Source organism: Salipiger sp. ABF4_146 (assembly GCF_056161345.1).
Genome location: NZ_JBSWYX010000014.1, coordinates 48,335 through 69,888, shown reverse-complemented (window position 1 = coordinate 69,888; position 21,554 = coordinate 48,335). Strand labels below are relative to the sequence as shown.

Sequence of the window (21,554 nt, the reverse complement as noted above, 5' to 3'; positions counted from 1 at the left end):
TCAAATGAGGTCGGGCCGGACAGTGATGCCCGGCCCGCCTGAACTGGTTTTACGCGGAGTTACTGCTGCACGTCCGGCAGCGCAATGCCCGCTTCTTCATAGTAGCGCACCGCGCCCGGGTGCAGCGCGCCTTCGACGTTCTGCAGCAGGTGCGGATCGACGCCGGTCCACCACGCGGATTCTTCGCCCATGCGCGCCTTTTCTTCCCAGAAGGTCTTGGTCAGCTGGTAGGCCGTCTCGTCATCCATCTTGGTGGTGGTGTAGGCGATCACCGGCAGCGAGGTGGTGGTGATATCGCTGTCCTGCCCAGCGTAGGTGCCGGCGGGGATCACCAGCTTGGCGCGGCCGGTCTCTTCCACCTGCGAGTCGCTCAGCGACAGCACGGTCAAATCGGTCGAGGCCGCCGCCTCGACGACGTTCGGCGCCGGGAAGCTGCCCGCGGTGACAAAACCGTCGATCTGGCCGTTCTTCAGCGCAGGCACGGCGTTCGACAGTTCCACGTCGGCGATCTCGACCTTGCCGTCGAGGCCGAAGAGGCCGAGGTATTTCTCGCCCTCACGCGCACCGAAGCTGCCCTTGCCGAGCAGCAGGGTCTTGCCCTCCATCGAAGCGAAGTCGCTGACGCCGCTGTCTTTCGACATGACGAAATGCATGGTCAGCGAGGGCAGCGGGAACAGCGCGCGGATCTCGCCGAAGGCAGGGCTGCCCTTGCCCTCGAACGCACCGGTGCCGTTGCGCGCGCCGCTGACCAGCGCGGGCGGCGAAGTGAACACGTAGTCAGCGCCGCGGGCCCGCACTTCCATCACGTTCTGCGTGCTGCCTTGGCTTTCCTCGACGGTCACATTCACCGCGCCGTCGGTGCCGGCCTTCATCGCCTCGGCGATCTGCACCGCCATCTGGTAGTAGGACGAGCCCGTCTTGGCCGCCTTCAGCGTCACCCGGGTTTCGGCCTGCACGGGCAGGGCTGCCAGCGCCGCGAGGCTGGCCGCAAGCGCGGCTTTTGCGAGAAATTTCATCGTGAGGCTCCTCCTGGAATTTCGCGCGCGACCTAAACACCTGCGATCACGCGGGGTCAAGCAAGAGCCGCCAAAGAGGCCTGCGCCTCAGCGGGTGCCGAAGGCGAAACTCATCTCGGCGCGGCGCAGGTCTCCGGGCCGCAGCACAGGGCTTTGCGCCCCCCAGCTTTGCGGCATGTTGATCGCGTCTGGCCAGATCTGCGGCTCGAGGCAGATGGCGTCATGCTTGCGCGCGGCATAGCCGCCCTTGCCTGGCACCGTGCCATCTAGGAAGTTTCCGGTGTAAACCTGTAGTCCGGGCAGATTGGTGCTCATCCACATGACACGGCCGCTTTGCGCGTCGGCAAGCTCCACCTCGCCCGTGTCGAGGCACAGGCAATGGTCATAGCCATCCAGAGCCCCCGACCGCACCGCAGTCAGCGGCTGCCGGCCCTCGCGGAAATCGAACGGGCTCGCGCCGACCGGAACAACGCCGGTGGGGATCAGCGCCTCGTCAACGGTGAGATAGCGCGCCGCCGGCACTTTCAGCCGATACTCGAGGGCGGAGTTGGGACGCTCCGGCAGCGCCGAAAGCCCCGCCAGCGCAAAGAAACTGTGGTTGGTCATCGACACCAGCGTCGGTGCGTTGGTTTCGGCCTCATAGGTGATCGTAAGGCAGGGCTGGCCGCCGTCGTTCTCGCGCAGCGCGTAGCAGGCGCGCGCCAAGAGCCTGCCGGGAAACCCCTGATCGCCGGCGGGGCTGAGCAGTTCCAGCGTGACCGCGCCATCGCTCAGCTCGGCCACCTGCCAATTGCGCCGGTCGAACCCGTCGGGGCCGCCGTGCAACGTGGTGGCGCCCTCGTTCTGCGCCAGCTGATAGGTCATGCCGTCAAGCTCGAACCGGCCCCCGGCGATGCGGTTGGCCACGCGTCCCACGCTGGCCCCGAAAAAGCTGCGATGCTCGACGTAGCCCGCCAGATCATCGAAGCCGAGCACGATGTCGTCCAGCTTCCCGTCGCGGTCAGGCACATGCAGCGCCTGCAGCGCCGCGCCATAGGTGATCACCTCGGCCCGTACGTCCCCGGCGCGCAGGGTGATACGCTCGACCGGGGCGCCCCCCGGCATGGCGCCGAAGACATGCCGCTCAGGGATCATCATGGAACGCCTCGACACGGCTCTGCGCGCCCAGCAGGAAGGCGTCCGCCACCAGTTGCAGCGGTGCCAGATCCACATCGGACTCGCCCGCCGCGATCAGTTCGGCAAACCGGGCGTAGAGACGGCGGTACTCGCGGTCCTCGGCGGCGATGCGCTCCTCGCCTCCGACAAACAGCTTCGCCCCGCCCTCGCGCAGCAGCACCTCGGGACCATCGGTTTCCACCCGGATGTCCCAAGTCTGTGGGCCGGTCTGTCGCCAGTCGAACTCGGCCGCTACTTGCGCGCCCGAGGCCGTCAGCATCTCCATCGTGGCGGCGATCGGTGCCTGCTTGTTCTGCGGCACCTCAAGACGTGCGGACACCGGGTGCACCGGTTCAGGCAGGATGCGGGTGAGGATCGACAACGCGTTGATCCCCGGATCGAAGACGCCAAGCCCGCCCGGCTGCCAGATCCATTCCTGACCCGGATGCCAGTGGCGCACGTCTTCCTTCCAGATGATCTCGGCCCGCTTGATCTTGGCCCCCGCGAGCAGCGCGCGCGCGTCCTCGACCGCCGCCGCCTCGCGCGAGTGCCACGTGGCAAACAGCGTCACGCCCTTGTCGCGCGCCAGCCGCCTCAGCGCCTCGACCTCGGACACGCTCGCGCCGGGCGGCTTCTCCAGCATCACGTGCTTGCCCGCGCTGATCGCCGCGACCGCCTGCTCGAACCGCCCCTGCGGCGGCGTGCAAAGCGAGATCGCTTGCAGGCCGGGGGCCTTGGCGAGCATCTCGTCAATGTCGTGGTAGGACGGCAGCGTGTCATGCCCGGCGTGACGGCTGGCGATGGCCGCCAGGTGCAGCGCAGGCACATCCTCGAGCGAGGGCAGATGCTGGTTGCGCGCAATGGTGCCAAGGCCGACGAGGCCAAGCTGGATCGGGTCGCTCATCATGCGTCTCCCCTGTCTGGTATGAAGGCAGGCTCTGCCTTGCCCTGCCCGGCACCCAGCTTGGCGAAGAGCGCGCCGGACAGTGGCGCTTCGGCCAGCGCCGCCGCGTCCAGCCCTTCGGTCGCCGTGGTGCAGTAAAGCGTTGTGAAATCAGGACCGCCGAACGCCGGGCAGGTCGCGTGTGGCGCTGGCAACGCGTGCCGGCTGCCCAATTGGCCATCGGGCGACACTTCGATCACGGCCCCCTCCCCCCAAAGCGCCACCCACAGTGTGCCCGCCGCATCGGTCACCGCGCCATCGGGGTTCAGCCCCTGCGCCGCGAAATCGACAAAGACCTCGGGGGCGGCGGCGGCCCATCCGGCCGCGTCCAGCGGCACGCGGAACAGCAGCCCCGCATCGGTGTCGGCGAAGTAGCCGCAGCCGCGATCCCGGTCGAAGCAAATGGCGTTGGGGATGGTGATACGGTCCGCGACGGTGCGCAGTTCGCCACCGTAGAGGCGATAAATCGCCCCTGCGTGCGGCGCGGCCTGCTTGCCCATCGTACCGATCCAGAACCCGCCCCAAGGGTCCGCCCGCCCGTCGTTCGAGCGGGTGGCCAGGTTGTCTTTCTCGAGGTCCGCGAGGGGCCCGAAGACGCCGGTGGTCACGTCATACTCCCAAAGCCCCGTCTCCGAGGCGATGAGCATGCGGTCCCTGTCGATCCATGCCGCCGCAGAGCACATCTCGGTCAGCGGAACGTCCCGGGTGTGGCCCGAGGCGGGATGGTGCGACAACAGGCGCTTGCCGGTGATGTCGAACCAGAACAGCTCGGCCCGGAGAGGATGCCAGAGCGCCCCCTCGCCAAGCTCGCAGATCCGCTGGTCGAACACATCCATCAGTGGCTGTCCTTGCCCACGTCGTTGCCGCGGCAGCCCTTGAGGAAATCGAGGTCGGCGCCGGTGTCGGCCCCTTCGACGTGGCTCTGGTGCAGCCACGCATAGCCGCTGCCGGGCAGATCATGCGTCGGTGCCCACGCGGCAAGACGCGCGGCCAGTTCCTCGTCGGGAATGTCGAGGCGCAGCAGACGGCTTTCCACGTCAAGCTCGATCATGTCGCCGTTCCTGACCACCGCCAGCGGCCCGCCCGCCGCCGCCTCGGGCGAGGTGTGCAGGATCACCGTGCCATAGGCGGTGCCCGACATGCGCGCGTCAGAGATGCGGATCATGTCGGTAATGCCCTTCTTCAGAACCTTCGGCGGCAGGCCCATGTTGCCGACCTCGGCCATGCCAGGATAGCCCTTGGGCCCGCAGTTCTTCAGCACCATGATGCAGGTCTCGTCGATGTCGAGCGCCTCGTCGTTGATCTTTGCCTTGTAGTCGTCGATGTCCTCGAAGACCACGGCACGGCCCTTGTGCTTCAGCAGATGCTCCGAGGCCGCCGAGGGCTTGAGCACCGCGCCCTTGGGCGCGAGGTTGCCGCGCAGCACTGCGATGCCGCCCTGCTGGGTCAGCGCCTTTTCAAGCGGCAGGATGACGTCCTCGTTGTGGTTCACCACGTCTTTGACCTCGTCCCAGATGCTTTGGCCCGAGACCGTCAGCGCGTCCTTGTGCAACTGGCCGCTCTCGCCGAGGCGCTTGAGCACCACCGGCAGGCCACCGGCATAGAAGAACTCTTCCATCAGGTATTTGCCCGAGGGCATGAGGTTGACGATGGTCGCCACGTCGCGCCCGCAGCGGTCCCAGTCGTCCAGCGTCAGGTCGATGCCCACGCGGCCCGCCAGCGCCAGCATGTGGATCACGGCATTGGTCGAGCCGCCGATGGCGCCATTGGTGCGGATGGCGTTCTCGAAGGCCTCTTTGGTCAGGATGTCCGACGGCTTCAGATCGTCCTTCACCATCTGCACGATGCGCCGGCCCGAGAGCTGCGCCATCACGCGGCGGCGGCTGTCGACCGCCGGGATTGCCGCATTGCCGGAAAGCGCCATGCCAAGCGCCTCGGCCATGGACGCCATCGACGACGCCGTGCCCATCGTGTTGCAGGTGCCCGACGAGCGCGACATCGATTGCTCCGCCTCGAGGAACTCCTCCTGCGTCATCTCGCCGGCCTTCACCATCTCGGAGAATTTCCACAGGTGCGTGCCGCTGCCCACGCGCTCGCCTTGGAAATAGCCGTTCAACATCGGCCCGCCAGTCACCACGATCGACGGCACGTCACAGGAGGCGGCGGCCATCATCAGCGAGGGCGTGGTCTTGTCGCAGCCAACCATCAGCACCGCGCCGTCGATCGGCTGGCCGCGCAGGGTCTCCTCGATGGCCAGCGCCGCGAGGTTGCGGAACATCATCGCCGTGGGGCGGAAGGTGTTTTCCGAGGCCGAGAACACCGGCACCTCGACAGGGAAGCCGCCAGCCTCCCAGATGCCCGCCTTCACCTTTTCCGACAGTTCCCGCAGGTGGCCGTTGCATGGGGTGAGGTCGGACCAGGTGTTGAGGATGCCGATGATCGGGCGCCCGTCGAACAGGTCGTGCGGGTAGCCTTGGTTCTTCAGCCAGCCGCGGTGGTAGATCGTGTCGCGCGAGTTGCCCGAGTACCAATGGGTCGAGCGCAGCTTGCGCGGCCAGGGGGCGGGAGTGAAATCCTTGACGGACATGGGTGCCTCCGGTGCGGCTTCGTTGGGGGCTGAGCGCGCGGCTCAGCCCTGTTTGGATTTGTTGTAGACGTCGAAGATCACGGCGGCGAGCAGCACCAGCCCCTTGATCATCTGCTGGTAGTCGATGCCGATGCCCATGATCGACATGCCGTTGTTCATCACGCCCATGATGAAGGCGCCGACCACCGCCCCGACGATCTTGCCAGAGCCGCCGGCCATCGACGCGCCGCCGATGAACACCGCCGCGATCACGTCAAGCTCCATGCCGAAGCCGGCCTTGGGCGTCGCGGTGTTGAGGCGCGCGGCGAAGACCAGCCCCGCGAGTGCCGCCAGAACGCCCATGTTGACGAAGGCGAGGAAGGTCAGACGCTCGGTCTTGATGCCCGAGAGCTTGGCCGCCTTGCGGTTGCCGCCGAGCGCGTAGATGCGGCGGCCGATCACCGTCTTCTGGGTGATGAAGGCGTAGATGATGATCAGCACACCCATGGTGACCAGCACGTTGGGCATGCCGCGGAAGGTGGCGATCTTGTAGGTCAGGAACAGCAGCGCGCCGCAGACGATGGCATTGCGGATCCAGAAGAAGTTGGCAGGCTCGCCCTCGATGCCATAGGCCTTGTCACGGGCACGCTCGCGCAGGCCCAGCCAGACGATGGCGACGGCGGCGATGATGCCGACGCCCATGGCCAGCAGGTTGAAGTTGCGCGACCCGGCGATCTCGGCCAGCCCGGCGGTCATCGAAGCCGGGAAGAGATCGGGCACGAAGCCGGTCGACAGCATCTGGAAGCCCGGCGGGAACGGCCCCACCGACTGCCCCTGCAGCAGCCACAGCGAGGCGCCGCGGAACACCAGCATCCCCGCCAGCGTCACGATAAAGGACGGGATCGACCAATAGGCGACCCAATAGCCCTGCGCCGCGCCGATGAAGCCGCCGACGATCAAACAGGCGAGTATGGTCAGCGGCACCGGCCAGTCCCATTGCACGATCATCACCGCCGCCAGCGCGCCGATAAAGCCCAGCACCGAGCCGACCGAAAGGTCGATGTTGCCCGAGACGATGACGATGAGCATCCCCAGCGCCATAATGATGATATAGCTGTTCTGCAGGAACAGGTTTGTGATGTTCACCGGGCGCATCAGCGTGCCGCCGGTCACCGCCTGAAAGAACACCATGATGGCGATCAGCGCGAACAGCAGCCCGTATTCGCGCATGTGGTTGCGCAGGTAGTGCTTCAGGCCCTGGCTATCGGGCTGCCCTGCGGTTTCTGCCGTTTGAGTGGACATGTCCCCTCCCCCTCACTCGCTGACGATGAGCGACATGATGCGCTCTTGGCTGGCTTCCTCGGCAGAGAGTTCCCCGACGAAAGCGCCTTCGTTCATGACATAGATGCGGTCGCACATGCCCAGCAGTTCGGGCATCTCCGACGAGATCATCACCACGGCTTTGCCTTCGGCGGAAAGCTCGTTGATGATCGAATAGATTTCGTATTTCGCGCCGACGTCGATGCCGCGCGTGGGCTCGTCGAGGATCAGCACCTCGGGCTCGGTGAACAGCCACTTGGCCAACACCACCTTCTGCTGGTTGCCGCCCGAGAGGTTGCCGACCTGCTGCATCACCGTGGGTGTGCGCGTGGCCAGCGCCTTGCGATAGCGCTCGGCGACCTCGGTCTCCTCGGCCTCGTTCAGCACGCCTTTCTCGGACACGCCGCCAAGGTTCGACAGCGTGGTGTTGAAGCGGATGCTCTCGTCGAGGATCAGCCCCAGCGACTTGCGGTCCTCGGTGACGTAGGCGAGGCCATTGCCGATAGCGCGGTCCACCTTCGACACGTCGATCGGCTTGCCATGCAGCGACACCTCGCCCGTGATGTTCCGCCCCCAACTCTGGCCGAAGATCGACATCGCCAGTTCGGTGCGGCCTGACCCCATGACGCCGGCGATCCCGACGACCTCGCCCGCGCGGACATTGAAATTGATGTTTTTGATGACCTGCCGCTCGGCGTGCTCGGGGTGCCAGACGTTCCAGTCCTTCACCGCCATCACCACCTCGCCGGCGCGGCGGGTGCGGTCGGGGTAGCGCTGCGACATGTCACGGCCCACCATGTCGCGCACGATGCGGTCCTCCGACAGCCCCTGCGAGGCGTCAAGTTCCGAGACCGCCATGCCGTCGCGGATCACGGTGACCGTGTCGGCGACGTAGCGCACCTCGTTGAGCTTGTGCGAGATGATGATGCAGGTCACGCCCTGCGCCTTCAGTTCAAGCATCAGATCGAGCAGCTTGCGGCTGTCGTTCTCCTGCAGCGCCGCCGTCGGCTCGTCGAGGATCAGCAGCTTCACATCCTTGGACAGCGCCTTGGCGATCTCCACCAACTGCTGCTTGCCGACGCCGATGCTGTCGACCAGCGTGCCCGGCGCATCGCGCAGGCCCACCTTGGCCAGAAGTTCCTCGGTGCGGCGGAAGGTCTCCTGCCACTGGATCACGCCGCCTTTCTGTCGCTCGTTGCCGAGGAAGATGTTCTCGGCAATCGACAGCTGCGGCACCAGCGCCAGTTCCTGATGGATGATGACGATGCCCTTGTCCTCGCTGTCGCGCAGCGTCTTGAACTCGGCAAGGCCACCAGCATAGTGGATTTCGCCGTCGTAGCTGCCCGCCGGGTAGACGCCAGAGAGCACTTTCATCAGGGTGGATTTACCAGCGCCGTTCTCGCCGCAGATGGCGTGGATCTCGCCCTCGCGCACCTGAAGGTTCACCCGGTCGAGCGCCTTCACCCCAGGAAATTCCTTGGTGATGTCACGCATCTCCAGAAGATGAGTCATGACCCGTGCCTGTCTTGTCAGAGGTTTGGTCGGGGGAGGCCCTGCGGCCTCCCCCTTGCTGTCACGCCCCCGGAAACAAGAAGGGGCATGGCGGGAGGATCACTTGATCTCGTCTTCGGTGTAGTAGCCCGAGCCGATCAGAACCTCTTCCCAGTTCGAGGCGTCCACCGGGACGGGCTCGAGCAGGTAGGACGGCACGACTTTCACGCCGTTGTCGTAGGTCTCGGTGTCGTTGATCTCGGGCTCGGAGCCTTCCATCAGCGCGTTGACCATGCCGACGGTGACGCGGGCCAGTTCACGGGTGTCCTTGAAGATGGTCGAGTACTGCTCGCCAGCGAGGATCGACTTCACCGACTGCACCTCGGCGTCCTGACCGGTGACGATCGGCATCTCCAGATCGCCCGAGCCATAACCGACACCCTTCAGCGACGACAGGATGCCGATGGACAGACCGTCGTAGGGCGCGAGCACGCCGTGAACGTCCTTGTCGGTGTAGTTGGCCGACAGGATGTTATCCATGCGCGCCTGCGCCACCGCGCCGTCCCAGCGCAGCGTGCCAACCTTGTCCATACCCATCTGGCCGGACTGGATGACGATGTCGCCGCTGTCGATCAGCGGCTGCAGCACCGACATGGCGCCGTTGTAGAAGAAGTAGGCGTTGTTGTCGTCCGGCGAGCCGCCGAACAGCTCCACGTTCCACGGTTTGCTGTCGGGGAAACGCTCTTCGAGGCCCTCGACCAGCGAGGTCGCCTGCTGCACGCCGACCTTGAAGTTGTCGAAAGTCGCGTAATAGTCGACGTCGCCGCTGTCGCGGATCAGACGGTCATAGGCGACGATGCTGACGCCCGAGGCGGCGGCATTGGCCAGCGCGTTCGACAGGGTGGTGCCGTCGATGGCGGCGATCACCAGCACGTCGACACCCTTGGTCACCATGTTCTCGATCTGCGCGAGCTGGTTGGGGATGTCATCCTCTGCGTATTGCAGATCGGTCTCGTAGCCGGCTTCTTCCAACTGCTTGACCATGTTGTTGCCGTCGTCGATCCAGCGCGCCGAGCTTTTCGTCGGCATTGCGATGCCAACGGTGCCCTTGTCTTGGGCGAAAGCCGCGCTAGAAAGCGCAACAAGGCTTACCGCGAGCGCACCCGCGAGTTTCTTGAATTGCATTGGTATCCTCCCGTTAAGGGGGCGTCTCCCGCACCCCACTTGTCTCCCGGACTCCTCATGGACTCGCTAGGCGACGCCAAAAGTCCTACTTAATGGTGATATACCGAACAAATACCATTATCGGTAATCTGCATATCATTGTAGGTATGCTGCATGTCCGAGCTTCTGAAGAACCTGCGCCCTGCGCAAATCCGTCTGATCGCCGCGATTGCCGAACACGGGCAGTTGCAGGTCGCCGCGACCGTGTGCCGGATGACCCAACCCGGTGCGTCACGGATGCTCGCCGATCTGGAGAAGGCGGTGGGCGCGCAGCTGTTCAGCCGCACGCCGAAGGGGATGGAACCCACGCCCACCGGCGCGCTTCTGGCACGCCACGCGCGGCGCATCGAGCATGACTTGCGCCGCATGGCCGAGGATTTCGCCGATCTGCATTCGGGCCTTGGCGGCACGGTGCGGGTTGGTGCCGTCACCGGCCCGGCGCTTGGCCAGTTGGTGCCGCAGGTGCAGCGGCTGAAGGCCGAGTCGCGTTCGGTGGATATCTCGATCGAGGTCGCGCCCTCGGTCGCGCTGGTGCAGGCGCTGGAGCGCGGCGAACTGGATTTCGCCCTCGCCCGCCTGCCACCGCAGGTGAACGAACGCGAGTTCCTGATCGAACCGGCCCGCGACGAGATCGTGCAGTTGCTGGTGCGCGAAGGGCACCCGATGCTGGCGCAGGGCCCAGTGGCGATCGCCGATCTGCACGCCACGCGCTGGATCCTGCAGCAGCGCGGCGCACCGATCCGCGCCGCCATCGAGACGGCCTTTCACGACGAGGGGCTGACCGCCCCGCCCGATGTGATCACCACCTCCTCGCTTCTGGCGATCATCGCGCTGCTGAAGGATTCAGACGCCGTCGCGCCGATGTCGCAAGAAGTGATCGATCTGATGCTGGAGCCGCCGGTCTCGGCTGACCTGCGGCGGCTGCGGCTGAACCGGCTGATCACCGTCGAGCCTTATCTCATCATTCAGGCGCGTGGCCGCCACCTGTCGACCGCCGCAGAACGGCTGCTAAGCATGGTGCAGGAGAGCATCCGGGCGTTCTGAACGGCGCTAGCCGGCGCGCTTCACCCCGCCCGAAGGGGCATCGGTCACCACTTTTTCCATCGCGCGCCGCGCCGCATCAGGCGCCCCAGCGCGGATCGCGTCGACGATGGCGCGGTGCTTTTCGACGCTGCGCGCCAGATCTCCCGGATCGCGCGCCTCCTCGGCCTCGGCGATCAGCTGCGCATACAGCGCCGCCTGCACAAGATCCCCCAGCGACTGCAGAAAACGATTGCCCGACAGCTGCAGGATCAGCTTGTGAAACTCCAGATCGGCCATGGCAAATCCGCTGCGGCTTTCCGCCTGCGCCAGCGCCTCGCAACTGGCGGCAAGCCGGGCATGCTCGTCCGGGCCCGCGCGCTCTGCCACCAGCGCAGCCGCCGCGGGCTCGATAATCAGGCGGATCTCGCTGAGGTCGTCGACAAAGCGCCCGGGCGTCTTCTGCTCGGAATGCCAGCGCAGCACGTCGGGGTCGAACATGTTCCACTCGGACGAGGGCTGCACCCGCGTGCCGACCTTCGCCTTCGAGGCCAACATGCCCTTGGCGATCAGCGTCTTCTTGGCTTCGCGGATCACCGTGCGTGAGACGCCGAACATCTCTTCGAGGTCGGGATCGAGCGGGATCATCGCGCGTTCGGGGTATTCCCCAGCGACGATGGCCAGCCCCAGTTGATCGACCACCTGCGTCGTGTGGCTCTGGGCGCGGTCCGAAAACCCGCCGCCCGCCGTCAAAGTCATGATCGCGCGTCTGATGCGGTCAGATGCCTTATGCGCGCCGTCGTTGCCCAACCCAAACCCTTCTGCAGCATGATGAAGGCGAACAGCAGGCCTCCGATCACGATCTTCGTCCACCAGCTCGAAAGCGTGCCGTCAAAGACGATATACGTCTGTATCAGCCCCATGATCAGAATGCCAAAGAAAGTGCCAGCGACAAATCCGCTGCCCCCGGTCAGGAGCGTGCCGCCGATGACCACGGCGGCGATGGCGTCAAGCTCCACCCCCACCGTCGCCAGCGAGTAGCCCGCCGAGGTATAGAGCGTGTAGACGATCCCCGCGAGACCGGCGAGGCCGCCGGACACCGCGTAGATGCCGATGGTCGTCCGCGCCCGCGGCACCCCCATCAACTGCGCTGTCTGCGCCGAGCCGCCGATGGCATAGACGTTCTGGCCAAACCGCGTGCGGTGCAGCACGATCATCGCCGCCACATAGGTCAGCAGCATCAGCGCCCCGGTCAGCCGGAACCGCCCGCCGCCGGGCGCCTTCCAGTAGAGCGACTGCAGCCAGTCGTAGAACTCATGGGTGATCGGCACGGACTCGGTCGACAGAACATAGGCCAGCCCGCGCATCAGGAACATGCCCGCCAGCGTCACGATGAAGGGCGGCATCTCGAGATAGTGGATGATCCCCCCCATGGCGGCCCCGAAGCCTGTGGTGATCACCAGCACCAGCGCGAAGGCCACCAGCGGATGAAGCGCCGTGTCGCGCAGGATCACCGCCAGAAAAACCCCGGTGAAGGCGATCACCGACCCGACCGACAGATCGATCCCGCCAGACAGGATCACGAAGGTCATGCCAACCGCGGTGATGCCAAGAAAGGCGTTGTCGGTCAGCAGGTTGGCGACCACCCGCGTCGAGGCCATCGCGGGGTACTGCGCGGCGCAGAGCACGAAGGCCAGCACGAAGGTCGCCAGCGTGATGTAGAGCGGAAGCTTGGTGGACTGGCTCATGACTGGCCCTCCTCTTGCGGGGTGCGCCGGGCTGGCTTTGGCCGCTCCCGCAGCACCGGCCCGGTCGAGGCGCGCAGCAGGTAGAGGCTGTGGCGCACGCGCGGGCTCTGGATGACGAGGATGGCGATGATGATCAGCGCCTTGATGACGAGGTTGAACTCCACCGGCATGCCTGAGAGCAGGATCAGCGAGTTGACCCCCTGAATGATCAGCGCCCCCAGCAGCGACGCGGTGATCGAGAAGCGCCCGCCGAGCAAAGAATTGCCCCCGATGACCACGGCGAGGATGGCGTCGAGCTCCATCCACAGCCCGGCGTTGTTGGCATCCGCGCCCTTGATGTCGGCGGCGACGATGACGCCCGCGAGCGCGGCGCAAAGCCCCGAGACCAGATAGACCGCGATCAGCAGCACCCGGGCGTTGATCCCGGCAAGGCGCGAGGAGGTCTGGTTGATCCCCACTGCCTCGATCAGCAGGCCGAGTGCGCTGCGGCGGATGACGAGGCCCACGGCGCAGGCAACCACGATCCAGATCCAGATCGGCGTCGGCACGGCGGCGATGGTGCCCGCGCCCAGCCGGATCAGCCCCGGATCGTTGAAGGTCAGGATGGCGCCCTCGGTCAGCAACTGCCCGATGCCCCGCCCGGCGACCATCAGCACCAGAGTGGCAACGATGGGCTGGATGCGGAAGATCGCCACCAGCACGCCGTTCCACAGCCCGCAAGCCGCGCCCGCCGCCAGCGCCAGCAGTACCGCCAGCGTCCAATGCGCGCCGCCCACCACCGCCGAGGCGGCGACAGCCCCCGCGATGGCCATCACGGCCCCGACCGACAGGTCGATGCCCCGCGTGGCGATCACCAGCGTCATACCGGTGGCCAGCAGCGCTGTCGGCGCCCCGCGGTTGAGCACGTCGATCAGGTTTCCGAAAAGCCGGCCGTGCTGAAACTCGATGTTGAAAAAGCCGGGGAAGACCAGAAAGTTGGCCGCCAGCACCAGCACAAGGATGATGATCTGCGGCATCACCCGTCTGAGGGTGGATTTAATCATGCCGCATCCTCCGCCGCGATGGCCTCGACGATGGCCTTGGTGGAAATCTCTGCCCCGCTCAACTCGCCCACCTGCCGCCGATCCCGCAGAACGACGATGCGCGACGAGTAGGCGACCAGCTCCTCCATTTCCGAAGAGGCGACGATCAGCGCCATACCCTTTTCGCGCAGGTCCTCGATAAGCGCGATGATCTCGGCGTGCGCGCCGACGTCGATGCCGCGGGTCGGCTCGTCGAGGATCAGCAGCTCGGGCTCGGTGGCCAGCCAGCGCGCCAGCAGCGCCTTCTGCTGGTTGCCGCCCGAGAGCAGCCGGATCGGCATGTCGAGCGAGGCAAGCCGGATATCCAGCGCCTTGACGTAGTGCTGGGCGATCTCTTCGGCCTTGGCGCGCGGAATGGGCCGGTGCCAGCCCTGCCGCGCCTGCAGCGACAGGATGATGTTCTCACGCACCGACAGATCGCCGACGATACCGTCGGTTTTGCGGTCTTCGGGGCAAAGCGCAAAACGGTTGCGGATCGCCTCGCGCGGGTTGCTGATGCGCAGCCCCCTGCCCCGCAATTCCGCCGTGCCCTGATCCGCCGCGACCACGCCGAAGACCACATTGGCGGTCTCGCTGCGGCCCGAGCCAAGCAGCCCGGCAAGGCCGACCACCTCGCCCTCGCGGATGTCCATGTCAAACGGCTCGATGCTGCCGCGCTTGCCGAAACCTTTGAGCGACAGCAGCAATTCGCCGGGCTCGGAATGGGCGCGATGGTGCGTCGCCGCCTCAAGCTGGCGGCCGAGCATCAGAGTGACGATCTCGGTCTGGCTCACGTCGGCGAGCCGCCGGGTGCCCACGACGCGGCCGTTTCGCAGGATCGTCGCGCGGTCAGAGATGGCGAAGACCTGATCGAGAAAATGGGTGATGAAGACGATGGCCAGCCCCCTGCCCTTCAGCCGTTCGATCACCGAGAACAGCAGCTGTACCTCGTCGTGGTCGAGACTGGCGGTGGGCTCGTCGAGGATCAGCACCTTGCCCGAAAGCTCCACGGCGCGAGCGATAGCGACGATCTGCTGGATGGCGATGGAATAGCTGCTCAGCAGCCGCCCCGGATCGATGTCGAGCCCGTAGTCGCGCAGCAGCTCCGCCGTTTCGCGTTTCATCCGCCGATGATCGACCATGCCCCAGCGCGTCGGCTGGCGCCCAAGAAAGAGGTTCTCGGCCACCGTCAGGTTCTCCAGAAGGTTCACCTCTTGATAGACCGTGCCGATGCCAAGCGCCTGACTGTCGAGCGGATCGCGCGGGTCGATCTCGGCGCCCGAAAGCGTGACACTGCCGCCATCGCGGCTATAGGCGCCCGTCAGACATTTGATCAGCGTCGATTTCCCCGCGCCGTTCTCGCCCAACAGCGCGTGCACCTCGCCGGGATAGAGCGCCAGCTCGACGTCATCGAGCGCGATCGCGCCCGGAAAAAATTTGCTGATGCCGCGCGCGTGCAGCACCGGTTCCGGCATGGCCATCCCGAGTTCCCTCCCCTGAAACAGGCTTGTGCGCCTCCCGGCCCCCACCGGAAGGCGCGTGTGGCAGGGGCCCTGCCCCCGCCGCGCAGCGTCAGTATCCGAGATCTTTCTTGCTCTCGTAAATGGCCGCGTTGTCGTCCTCTGCCGTGTAGAGCTTGGACTCGGTCTGGATCCACTTCGGCGGCAGGGTGCCATCGGCCCAATAGGCCTCCAGCACGTCAAACGCCGGGCCCGCCATGTTCGGTGTCAGTTCCACCGTGGCATTGGCCTCGCCCGCCTGCATCGCGAGGTGAATGTCGGGCACAGAGTCGATCGACACGATCTTGATGTCTTCGCCCGGCTTCAGACCCGCTTCCTTGATCGCCTGAATCGCGCCGACGGCCATATCATCGTTATGCGCATAGAGCGCACAGATGTTCTCACCGCCCTCGGACTTCAGGAAGCTCTCCATCACCACCTTGCCCTGCGCGCGGGTGAAATCGCCGGTCTGGCTGCGGGTGATCGAGATGTTGTCCGCAGCGGCAATCGCCTCCTCAAAGCCCTGCTTGCGCGAGATCGCCGGTGACGAGCCGGTGGTGCCCTGAAGCTCGACCACCGGGCATTCTGCGTTGCCCACGGCCTCGACCAGCCAATTGCCGGCCACCATGCCCTCATGCACCTGATCGGAGGTGACAGCGGTCATATAGAGGTCTTCCGGCGCGTCGATATTGCGGTCGAGCAGGATCACCGGGATCTCGGCGTCCTTGGCCTCTTCCAGCACTTCTTCCCAACCGGTGGCCACCACGGGCGCGAGCAGGATCGCGTCGACTCCCTGCGCGACGAAGCTGCGGAGCGCTTTGATCTGGTTCTCCTGCTTCTGCTGGGCATCGGCAAACTTGAGGTTGATTCCGCGCTCTTCGGCCTGTTGCTTGGTCACCGTCGTCTCGGCAGCGCGCCAGCCGGACTCGGACCCGATCTGGCTGAAGCCGACAGTCTCTCCCTCGGCCAGCGCGGCGGCAGGCACAAGGATAGCGGCGCTTGCGAGCAAGCTTTTCAATATATTCATGATTTCCTCCCTCGGACCTCTCCTCTGGTCCTTCGGACATTAAGTATTACTTTATTACTATTGTAAAGCGTTCTGTGGTTGTCTCGCCCGGCACAGAGACCGCGCCGCAGGGCGATTGGGGGCGCTGCCCCCGTCGCCGCCTGCGCGGCGACTCCCCCGGGATATTTGCGTCTAGACGAAGGCTCAGGCGCCGATCTCGATCCGGCGAAGGCCAGGAAACTCCTGTTGAGCCATGCCCTGTAGCGGGCGCATGTGATGCGTCAGCACGTATTGGGCGGCAAAGGCCGAAGGCGCCTTGAGCATCAGCAGGCCATTCTCGTAGCTTTCGAGCGCAAGCCCCGAGAACCAACTGCGATAAAGCCCCGGATCGCTTTGCGCGAGACGGGCCAGCGTGCGCGGCCACGGCGCATCCGCGGGCGGCACCGGCTCGGCGGCGCTGCGTGCCGCGAAATCCACGCGCACCACCTTTTCGGCAGGGGGCGCCTCTTGCGGCTGCTGGCCTTCCATGCGGGCAGAGAAATCCGGCCCGACCTTGTCCCAATGCGGCTCGCTCAGGCGATACACCTCGGCGTAGTTGAGCCGGTAGGCGGCCACCCTGCCCCGCACACCGGGCCGCAGCTGCAGCAGGATCTCGGTTTTGGTGAGGCGTTTGACCTCTCGTTTGACGGTCCGCTCGTCCACCGACCACAGCCGTGCCATTTCGCGCTGACCGACGGTAAGCTCATCGTTGCGCCAATTGTAGCGGGCCGTGACCAACGCCACGAGGCGCAGCATCGAGGTCTGGAATCCGGGGGATCCATTGAGCCCGGCGACGGCGATTGCCGTCAACAGGTCGTATTTCTGGGAGCCTGCCTGAGGTCCCGTAAATCGTTTGATGTCCATCGTCGTCTGCTCTGCCGCCTGAGTGGGTCCGGCTTCATTGGCCGATTCCCCGTTGGCTTCGACAGTGCTGGATTTTCCCGTCGTTTGTCAACGGGTGGTCAAATACGGGACGGGCACCCTTATCCAAATTTATTTGGAAAAAATCGGTATATTGGTAATGGGTGACACGCATACTGACACCGTTTCAAGGGGGTGTTGTCACCATATTCGGCCCTGAGCCGGGATTGCTGTCACGAAAACTGTGCCAAGCCTGCCGCAGAAATCCCGTAAATCTGAAAATCTTCGCGAAAATAAGTGAAATCCAGACTCCGGGTTTTGCCCTTTCCGCAATTCGCGTTATTGAAAGCACAGTAACAGAAAACACGAGCAGGCTCATGAGAGATCACACAGACCTTCAAACGATGAACGAGCGCAGCCTCGCGCAGCAGGCTGCGGTGCGCCGCGCGACCTTCTCTCCGGCAGAAGAGAAAATCCTGCGGCCCTTCTCTATCTGGGAGATCAGCCACTTCATGTTCGACGTGCCCGCGGATACGCTGCGCAAGAAGCTGGCCGACGATCCGTCGCTGCCGCAGGGCTCTGTAGAAGAAGACGGGCGCCAGCGCTGGTTCACGCTGCAAGAGATCAATGAGCTGCGCCGGCGTCTGCGCTTCCGGGGCAAGTCGCTGCTGCCCCACCGCCCAGCCGGCCGCGCGATGCGCGTCGCGGTGTCGAACTTCAAGGGCGGCGTCGGCAAGACGGTCGTGGCCCAGCACCTCGCCAATGCCGCGGCGCTCGACGGCTATCGGGTGCTGGTGATCGATTTCGACCCGCAGGCGACGATGACCCACTCCATGGGCCTCACTGAGGTGAAGGAGTGGAACACCGTCTGGGGCATCATGTGTCGCGACCTGTGCCGCGAGGCGGACCGCATCGCCGCGGCCTACGATGACCCGGCCGACTGCCCCTACCCCACCGCCGACGAATTGCCCGAGGATGTGCAGTCGATCGGCGCGCAACGCATCCAGGACTTCATCCAGAAGACGGCCTGGCCGACCATCGACATCATCCCCTCCTGCGCCAACGCCGCCTTCGTCGAGTTCGCCTCGGCACAGTACCGGGCCATGCACAAGGCGTGGAGCTTTTTCGGCTGCGTGTCGCGCTACCTCGATGAGCTGCCCGAGGACCAATACGACCTCATCATCTTCGACTGCCCGCCCGCCATCGGCTACCAGTCGCTCAACGCCGCCTTCGCCGCCGACATCCTCTATATCCCCTCGGGCCCCGGCTATTGGGAATATGACTCCACCACCAGCTTCCTCGGCCAGCTCGGTGATGCGCTCGAGGATATCTCGGACGGGTTTGCCAAGGTGGCCGAGGATGCGGGCATCCGGCTGCCCAAGCGGTTCGAGGATGTGCGGTTGCTGATGACCCGCTTCGAGCAGTCCAATCCGCTGCACGTGGCGATGATGGACGCCTTCCGGAATGTCTTTGGCGCCGACGTCTGTAAGCACGCCATCGAGATGACCCGCGCGGTAGAACAGTCGGGGCGCTTCCAGCAGTCGGTCTACGAGCAGGACTACCGGCAGATGACCCGCGAGACATGGAAACGGGCGCGGCAGAGTTTCGACGCTGCCTATGATGAGTTCAAAGAAGTTGTGTTGCGCGCGTGGGAAGCGAAAGGCGCGAAGGAAGAGGTTGAGGCATGAGCAGCAAGAACAAGTTCGGTTTCGGCCCGATCGAGCCTGCACAGGTGAAACCGCGCCGCCGCGACCCGGGCCCGATGGGCACCGCGGTACGCGAGGCTGCCAGCAGCATGACCGAGAGCACCGAGAACCTCGTCGAACAGCGCCGCCAGAACGCGACAGACGCCAAGGCGTTTCGGCAGGCGCAAGAAGAAGGTCGCGTTCTGGTGGCGGTGCCGCTGGAGGATATTCGCACCGACGATCTGCCGCGCGATCGTCTCGACCTGTCGGGCGTGGCTGCCTCGGACGAGATGGAAGAACTCAAGGCGTCAATCCGCGAGCGCGGGCAGAAAGAACCCATTGAGGTCTACCGCACTGAAAGCGGCTACCAGCTGAAAAAGGGCTGGCGGCGTCTGACCGCTTTGCAGCAGCTGCTGACGGAAACCGGTGACGCGCGCTATGCCAAAGCTGTGGCGCGGGTTGCCGAAGAGGCCGGCACGCGGATCGATCTCTATATCGACATGGTCGAAGAGAACGTGATCCGCGAGGACCTCAGCTTTGCCGAGATGGCGCAGGTCGCGATCACCGCGGCGCAGGATGCCGGGCTCGACGGTATGGGCGCCGAAGAACTGGTGGGCCGTATCTATGCCTCGCTGCATAAGATGAAGCGCTCTTACATCCGCAGCTTTGTCTATCTTCTTGAGCATCTCGAAGAGGCGCTGCCGTACCCGAAATCGATCTCGCGCAACCTTGGTGTTGATGTGGCGCGCAAGATGCAGGCCAACCCGGGGCGGATTGGTGCACTGAAGACGGCGCTTGGTGAGGTGAGCACGGCTGAAGAGCAAGCCGAAGTTCTGAAGAAGTTCGTGCAAAGCGCCGAGCGTTCGGAGGGCAAGCCCGAACAGGCGCCGCGCCAGCGTAGCGTGAAGTACGAATTCCATGTGGGGCTGTCGAAGGTCACGGCCCGCAAGGGCGAGTGCCGTATCCTTTCCGAGATCGATTTTTCGTCCGTGGATCGCAAGCGTCTGCAAAGGGCGGTGGAGGCGTTCGAGGCTGTTCTGCGCGATGAGTAACCCGCGGGTTACGGGTGCGGGTGACGGTAACCCGGCCTGAAAAACAAAGGCACTGTGAGGCCGGTAACCCGTGGGTTACCGGCCTTTTGCTTGGGTGGGTGTGGGGCTGATGGCGGCGTGGCGCGGCGCATGACCGCTCTCCTAAGCGGGCTGATCGGCGTGACCCATCCTTAGCCCAGAGGGCGAGGCTTCCTTCATGGGGCGCGCTGAGGGGCGGCACCGAGTAACCCACGGGTTACCCAGAGTCGCAGGGCAGGGTGGCCGCCGCGTTCAAATTCACACCAAACCTGCTGGTGCCGCCGTCCATGTCTGGCGGCTGGAATGCCGGATCAGCGGCTTCAGCGGAGTGCGGTTCCGAGACTCGTCAAAATCCGGAAAATAGGGGTGATTCGGCCAAAAACCGCTGCGAATCAGTTGTTTGACGGCGATTTAACACGCTTACCAGCGCTTAAATGTATGTAAAACAACAAAAAACCCGGCGGAATTTGCCGCCGGGAGGGGAGTTGGGCAGGAAACGCCCGAAAAGTTCGGGAAATCCGGTGCCTTTAGACGATCCCGCCGCCCGCACCGCTGACCTCGGGCCGCTCGCCGGCGACTTTCGCGCGGTATCTAGACGCCCGGTAGGCGGCCACCGGATCGACCGCTGCGCCGGCTTCTAGGCGGGCCATGGCGAGGATCGGTTCGACGTCGGTGCGATAGGCGGCCTTGAGCGTTCCGGCGGCCATCAGAGCGTCGTTCTCCTGTTGAAAACCAGAGAGGGCAGGGCGATCCACCAGAAGCGCCTGCGCGTAGGCCCTGCGGACCTCGTTGGCAGAGGAAATCAGGCTCTCGATCGGGTCGGTGACATTGTGCGACTGGTCGAGCATGTGCGCCGGCGCAAAGCCCTCCTTGCCCTCTGCCGCGACCAGTTCGTTGAACACCAGAAACAGGCGGAACGGGTCGATGCTGCCAGTGTCGAGATCGTCGTCGCCATACTTGCTGTCGTTGAAGTGGAAGCCGCCAAGCTTGCCGAACTGGATCAGCCGGGCGACGATCATCTCAATGTTCGTGTTTGGCGCGTGGTGCCCCAGATCGACGAGGCAAAACGCCTTTTCCCCGAGTTCCCGCGCGATGAGATAGTTGGTTCCCCAGTCTTGAACCACGGTCGAATAGAAGGCCGGCTCGAACATCTTGTGCTCGGTGAATAGACGCCAATCGCCCGGCAGGCCCTTGTAGATATCCTGCATCGCACCGAGGTAGCGTTCGAACTGTGCGGTCAGATCGGTCTGGCCGGGGAAGTTCGAGCCATCGCCAATCCAGACCGTCAGAGCCTTCGACCCTAGTTTCGAGCCGATTTCGATGCATTCGAGGTTGTGCTCGATGGCCTGCGCGCGCACCGCAAGATCAGTGTGAGACAAGGAGCCGAACTTGTAACTCAGCGCCTGTCCCGGCTGGTCCTGAAAGGTGTTGGAGTTCATCGCGTCAAACCCCAGCCCCAGTTCCGCCGCCTTCTGGCGCAACGCGGCCGGGTCAGCCTTGTCCCACGGAATGTGCAGCGAGACGGTCGGCGTGGCCCCGGTTAGTTGGTGGATGACGCCGCAATCGTCGAGCTTGTCGAAGATGTCGCGCGGCTCACCACCGCCCGGAAAGCGCGCAAAGCGGGTGCCGCCAGTGCCGACGCCCCAGCTGGGCACGGCAACGCCATAAGAGCCTACTTTACGCTTTACCGTGTCGATATCGACCCCGCGCCGGGCGAGTTGCGCCCCCAGCATTTCGTAGTCGAACTTGAGCGCCTCGGCGCGGTCCGCGTTCTGCGCGGCGATAAGATCACTGTCGATCATGAGTTCCCTCCCATGCCGCCGCAGCGGGCGGCGTTCGGCGGGCGGACC

General features: G+C 64.8%; 18 protein-coding genes. 3 read left to right on the top strand and 15 right to left on the bottom strand.

What is annotated here, in order from left to right:
* Positions 1 to 59: 59 nt before the first annotated feature.
* The 8 genes from ACXAJT_RS19205 to chvE form a co-directional block, all read right to left on the bottom strand.
* Positions 60 to 1,016 carry a TAXI family TRAP transporter solute-binding subunit gene (locus ACXAJT_RS19205; RefSeq protein WP_475237659.1) on the bottom strand — a complete coding sequence of 319 codons (957 nt, stop codon included), beginning with the start codon at positions 1,014 to 1,016 and terminating at the stop codon, positions 60 to 62.
* An 87-nt stretch (positions 1,017 to 1,103) separates the two neighbouring features.
* Positions 1,104 to 2,153: an aldose epimerase family protein gene (locus ACXAJT_RS19200; RefSeq protein ID WP_475237658.1), complete on the bottom strand. Its 1,050-nt coding sequence runs from the start codon at positions 2,151 to 2,153 to the stop codon at positions 1,104 to 1,106.
* A complete protein-coding gene (locus ACXAJT_RS19195; RefSeq protein WP_475237657.1) occupies positions 2,140 to 3,075 on the bottom strand; it encodes a Gfo/Idh/MocA family protein in 936 nt (311 codons plus the stop codon). Before ACXAJT_RS19195 ends, ACXAJT_RS19200 begins: the two co-directional genes overlap by 14 nt.
* Positions 3,075 to 3,950 carry an SMP-30/gluconolactonase/LRE family protein gene (locus ACXAJT_RS19190; RefSeq protein ID WP_475237656.1) on the bottom strand — a complete coding sequence of 292 codons (876 nt, stop codon included), beginning with the start codon at positions 3,948 to 3,950 and terminating at the stop codon, positions 3,075 to 3,077. Before ACXAJT_RS19190 ends, ACXAJT_RS19195 begins: the two co-directional genes overlap by 1 nt.
* The gene (gene araD, locus ACXAJT_RS19185) at positions 3,950 to 5,701 is read right to left on the bottom strand and encodes an L-arabinonate dehydratase (protein WP_475237655.1); all 1,752 of its coding nucleotides are present in this window, start codon (positions 5,699 to 5,701) and stop codon (positions 3,950 to 3,952) included. Before araD ends, ACXAJT_RS19190 begins: the two co-directional genes overlap by 1 nt.
* A 42-nt stretch (positions 5,702 to 5,743) precedes the next feature.
* Positions 5,744 to 6,982, bottom strand: a complete 1,239-nt coding sequence (mmsB, locus tag ACXAJT_RS19180) for a multiple monosaccharide ABC transporter permease (protein ID WP_475237654.1) — start codon at positions 6,980 to 6,982, stop codon at positions 5,744 to 5,746.
* 12 nt (positions 6,983 to 6,994) lie between these two features.
* A complete protein-coding gene (mmsA, locus tag ACXAJT_RS19175) occupies positions 6,995 to 8,512 on the bottom strand; it encodes a multiple monosaccharide ABC transporter ATP-binding protein (RefSeq protein WP_475237653.1) in 1,518 nt (505 codons plus the stop codon).
* A 99-nt stretch (positions 8,513 to 8,611) separates the two neighbouring features.
* On the bottom strand, positions 8,612 to 9,676 hold the full coding sequence (chvE, locus tag ACXAJT_RS19170) for a multiple monosaccharide ABC transporter substrate-binding protein (protein WP_475237652.1): 1,065 nt from the start codon (positions 9,674 to 9,676) through the stop codon (positions 8,612 to 8,614).
* Positions 9,677 to 9,829: 153 nt separating this feature from the next.
* Here chvE and ACXAJT_RS19165 point away from each other — a divergent pair, with 153 nt between their 5' ends.
* Positions 9,830 to 10,759, top strand: a complete 930-nt coding sequence (locus ACXAJT_RS19165) for a LysR family transcriptional regulator (RefSeq protein ID WP_475237651.1) — start codon at positions 9,830 to 9,832, stop codon at positions 10,757 to 10,759.
* 6 nt (positions 10,760 to 10,765) lie between these two features.
* Here ACXAJT_RS19165 and ACXAJT_RS19160 read toward each other — a convergent pair whose 3' ends face one another.
* From ACXAJT_RS19160 to ACXAJT_RS19135, 6 genes are all read right to left on the bottom strand, one after another.
* Positions 10,766 to 11,494: a FadR/GntR family transcriptional regulator gene (locus ACXAJT_RS19160; RefSeq protein WP_475237650.1), complete on the bottom strand. Its 729-nt coding sequence runs from the start codon at positions 11,492 to 11,494 to the stop codon at positions 10,766 to 10,768.
* Positions 11,491 to 12,483 (bottom strand): galactofuranose ABC transporter, permease protein YjfF, encoded by a 993-nt coding sequence (yjfF, locus tag ACXAJT_RS19155; protein ID WP_475237649.1) that lies wholly within the window; start codon positions 12,481 to 12,483, stop codon positions 11,491 to 11,493. The genes ACXAJT_RS19160 and yjfF overlap by 4 nt, the downstream gene beginning before the upstream one ends.
* A complete protein-coding gene (locus ACXAJT_RS19150; protein WP_475237648.1) occupies positions 12,480 to 13,526 on the bottom strand; it encodes an ABC transporter permease in 1,047 nt (348 codons plus the stop codon). The genes yjfF and ACXAJT_RS19150 overlap by 4 nt, the downstream gene beginning before the upstream one ends.
* A complete protein-coding gene (locus ACXAJT_RS19145) occupies positions 13,523 to 15,025 on the bottom strand; it encodes a sugar ABC transporter ATP-binding protein (RefSeq protein ID WP_475237647.1) in 1,503 nt (500 codons plus the stop codon). Before ACXAJT_RS19145 ends, ACXAJT_RS19150 begins: the two co-directional genes overlap by 4 nt.
* Positions 15,026 to 15,116: 91 nt before the next feature.
* Complete coding sequence (gene ytfQ, locus ACXAJT_RS19140) at positions 15,117 to 16,070, bottom strand: galactofuranose ABC transporter, galactofuranose-binding protein YtfQ (RefSeq protein ID WP_475237646.1); 954 nt, start codon at positions 16,068 to 16,070, stop codon at positions 15,117 to 15,119.
* A gap of 183 nt (positions 16,071 to 16,253) precedes the next feature.
* Positions 16,254 to 16,952: a DnaA N-terminal domain-containing protein gene (locus tag ACXAJT_RS19135; RefSeq protein ID WP_475237645.1), complete on the bottom strand. Its 699-nt coding sequence runs from the start codon at positions 16,950 to 16,952 to the stop codon at positions 16,254 to 16,256.
* A 374-nt stretch (positions 16,953 to 17,326) separates the two neighbouring features.
* Here ACXAJT_RS19135 and ACXAJT_RS19130 point away from each other — a divergent pair, with 374 nt between their 5' ends.
* Both ACXAJT_RS19130 and ACXAJT_RS19125 read left to right on the top strand, forming a co-directional pair.
* Positions 17,327 to 18,637, top strand: coding sequence for an AAA family ATPase (locus ACXAJT_RS19130; RefSeq protein ID WP_475237644.1), 1,311 nt, complete (start codon positions 17,327 to 17,329; stop codon positions 18,635 to 18,637).
* On the top strand, positions 18,634 to 19,686 hold the full coding sequence (locus tag ACXAJT_RS19125) for a ParB/RepB/Spo0J family partition protein (protein ID WP_475237643.1): 1,053 nt from the start codon (positions 18,634 to 18,636) through the stop codon (positions 19,684 to 19,686). Before ACXAJT_RS19130 ends, ACXAJT_RS19125 begins: the two co-directional genes overlap by 4 nt.
* A gap of 545 nt (positions 19,687 to 20,231) precedes the next feature.
* Here ACXAJT_RS19125 and rhaI read toward each other — a convergent pair.
* A complete protein-coding gene (rhaI, locus tag ACXAJT_RS19120; protein WP_475237642.1) occupies positions 20,232 to 21,506 on the bottom strand; it encodes an L-rhamnose catabolism isomerase in 1,275 nt (424 codons plus the stop codon).
* Between the last annotated feature and the right edge of the window lie 48 nt (positions 21,507 to 21,554).

What these genes read in the sequence shown, in the direction of transcription:
- ACXAJT_RS19130 (WP_475237644.1), top strand. Translation starts at nt 17,327, where the DNA reads ATGAGAGATCACACAGACCTTCAAACGATGAACGAGCGCAGCCTCGCG.
- ACXAJT_RS19195 (WP_475237657.1), bottom strand. Translation starts at nt 3,075, where the DNA reads ATGAGCGACCCGATCCAGCTTGGCCTCGTCGGCCTTGGCACCATTGCG.
- ACXAJT_RS19205 (WP_475237659.1), bottom strand. Translation starts at nt 1,016, where the DNA reads ATGAAATTTCTCGCAAAAGCCGCGCTTGCGGCCAGCCTCGCGGCGCTG.
- ACXAJT_RS19145 (WP_475237647.1), bottom strand. Translation starts at nt 15,025, where the DNA reads ATGGCCATGCCGGAACCGGTGCTGCACGCGCGCGGCATCAGCAAATTT.
- ytfQ (WP_475237646.1), bottom strand. Translation starts at nt 16,070, where the DNA reads ATGAATATATTGAAAAGCTTGCTCGCAAGCGCCGCTATCCTTGTGCCT.
- mmsB (WP_475237654.1), bottom strand. Translation starts at nt 6,982, where the DNA reads ATGTCCACTCAAACGGCAGAAACCGCAGGGCAGCCCGATAGCCAGGGC.
- araD (WP_475237655.1), bottom strand. Translation starts at nt 5,701, where the DNA reads ATGTCCGTCAAGGATTTCACTCCCGCCCCCTGGCCGCGCAAGCTGCGC.
- mmsA (WP_475237653.1), bottom strand. Translation starts at nt 8,512, where the DNA reads ATGACTCATCTTCTGGAGATGCGTGACATCACCAAGGAATTTCCTGGG.
- yjfF (WP_475237649.1), bottom strand. Translation starts at nt 12,483, where the DNA reads ATGAGCCAGTCCACCAAGCTTCCGCTCTACATCACGCTGGCGACCTTC.
- ACXAJT_RS19135 (WP_475237645.1), bottom strand. Translation starts at nt 16,952, where the DNA reads ATGGACATCAAACGATTTACGGGACCTCAGGCAGGCTCCCAGAAATAC.
- ACXAJT_RS19160 (WP_475237650.1), bottom strand. Translation starts at nt 11,494, where the DNA reads ATGACTTTGACGGCGGGCGGCGGGTTTTCGGACCGCGCCCAGAGCCAC.
- ACXAJT_RS19190 (WP_475237656.1), bottom strand. Translation starts at nt 3,950, where the DNA reads ATGGATGTGTTCGACCAGCGGATCTGCGAGCTTGGCGAGGGGGCGCTC.
- ACXAJT_RS19150 (WP_475237648.1), bottom strand. Translation starts at nt 13,526, where the DNA reads ATGATTAAATCCACCCTCAGACGGGTGATGCCGCAGATCATCATCCTT.
- ACXAJT_RS19165 (WP_475237651.1), top strand. Translation starts at nt 9,830, where the DNA reads ATGTCCGAGCTTCTGAAGAACCTGCGCCCTGCGCAAATCCGTCTGATC.
- chvE (WP_475237652.1), bottom strand. Translation starts at nt 9,676, where the DNA reads ATGCAATTCAAGAAACTCGCGGGTGCGCTCGCGGTAAGCCTTGTTGCG.
- ACXAJT_RS19125 (WP_475237643.1), top strand. Translation starts at nt 18,634, where the DNA reads ATGAGCAGCAAGAACAAGTTCGGTTTCGGCCCGATCGAGCCTGCACAG.
- ACXAJT_RS19200 (WP_475237658.1), bottom strand. Translation starts at nt 2,153, where the DNA reads ATGATGATCCCTGAGCGGCATGTCTTCGGCGCCATGCCGGGGGGCGCC.
- rhaI (WP_475237642.1), bottom strand. Translation starts at nt 21,506, where the DNA reads ATGATCGACAGTGATCTTATCGCCGCGCAGAACGCGGACCGCGCCGAG.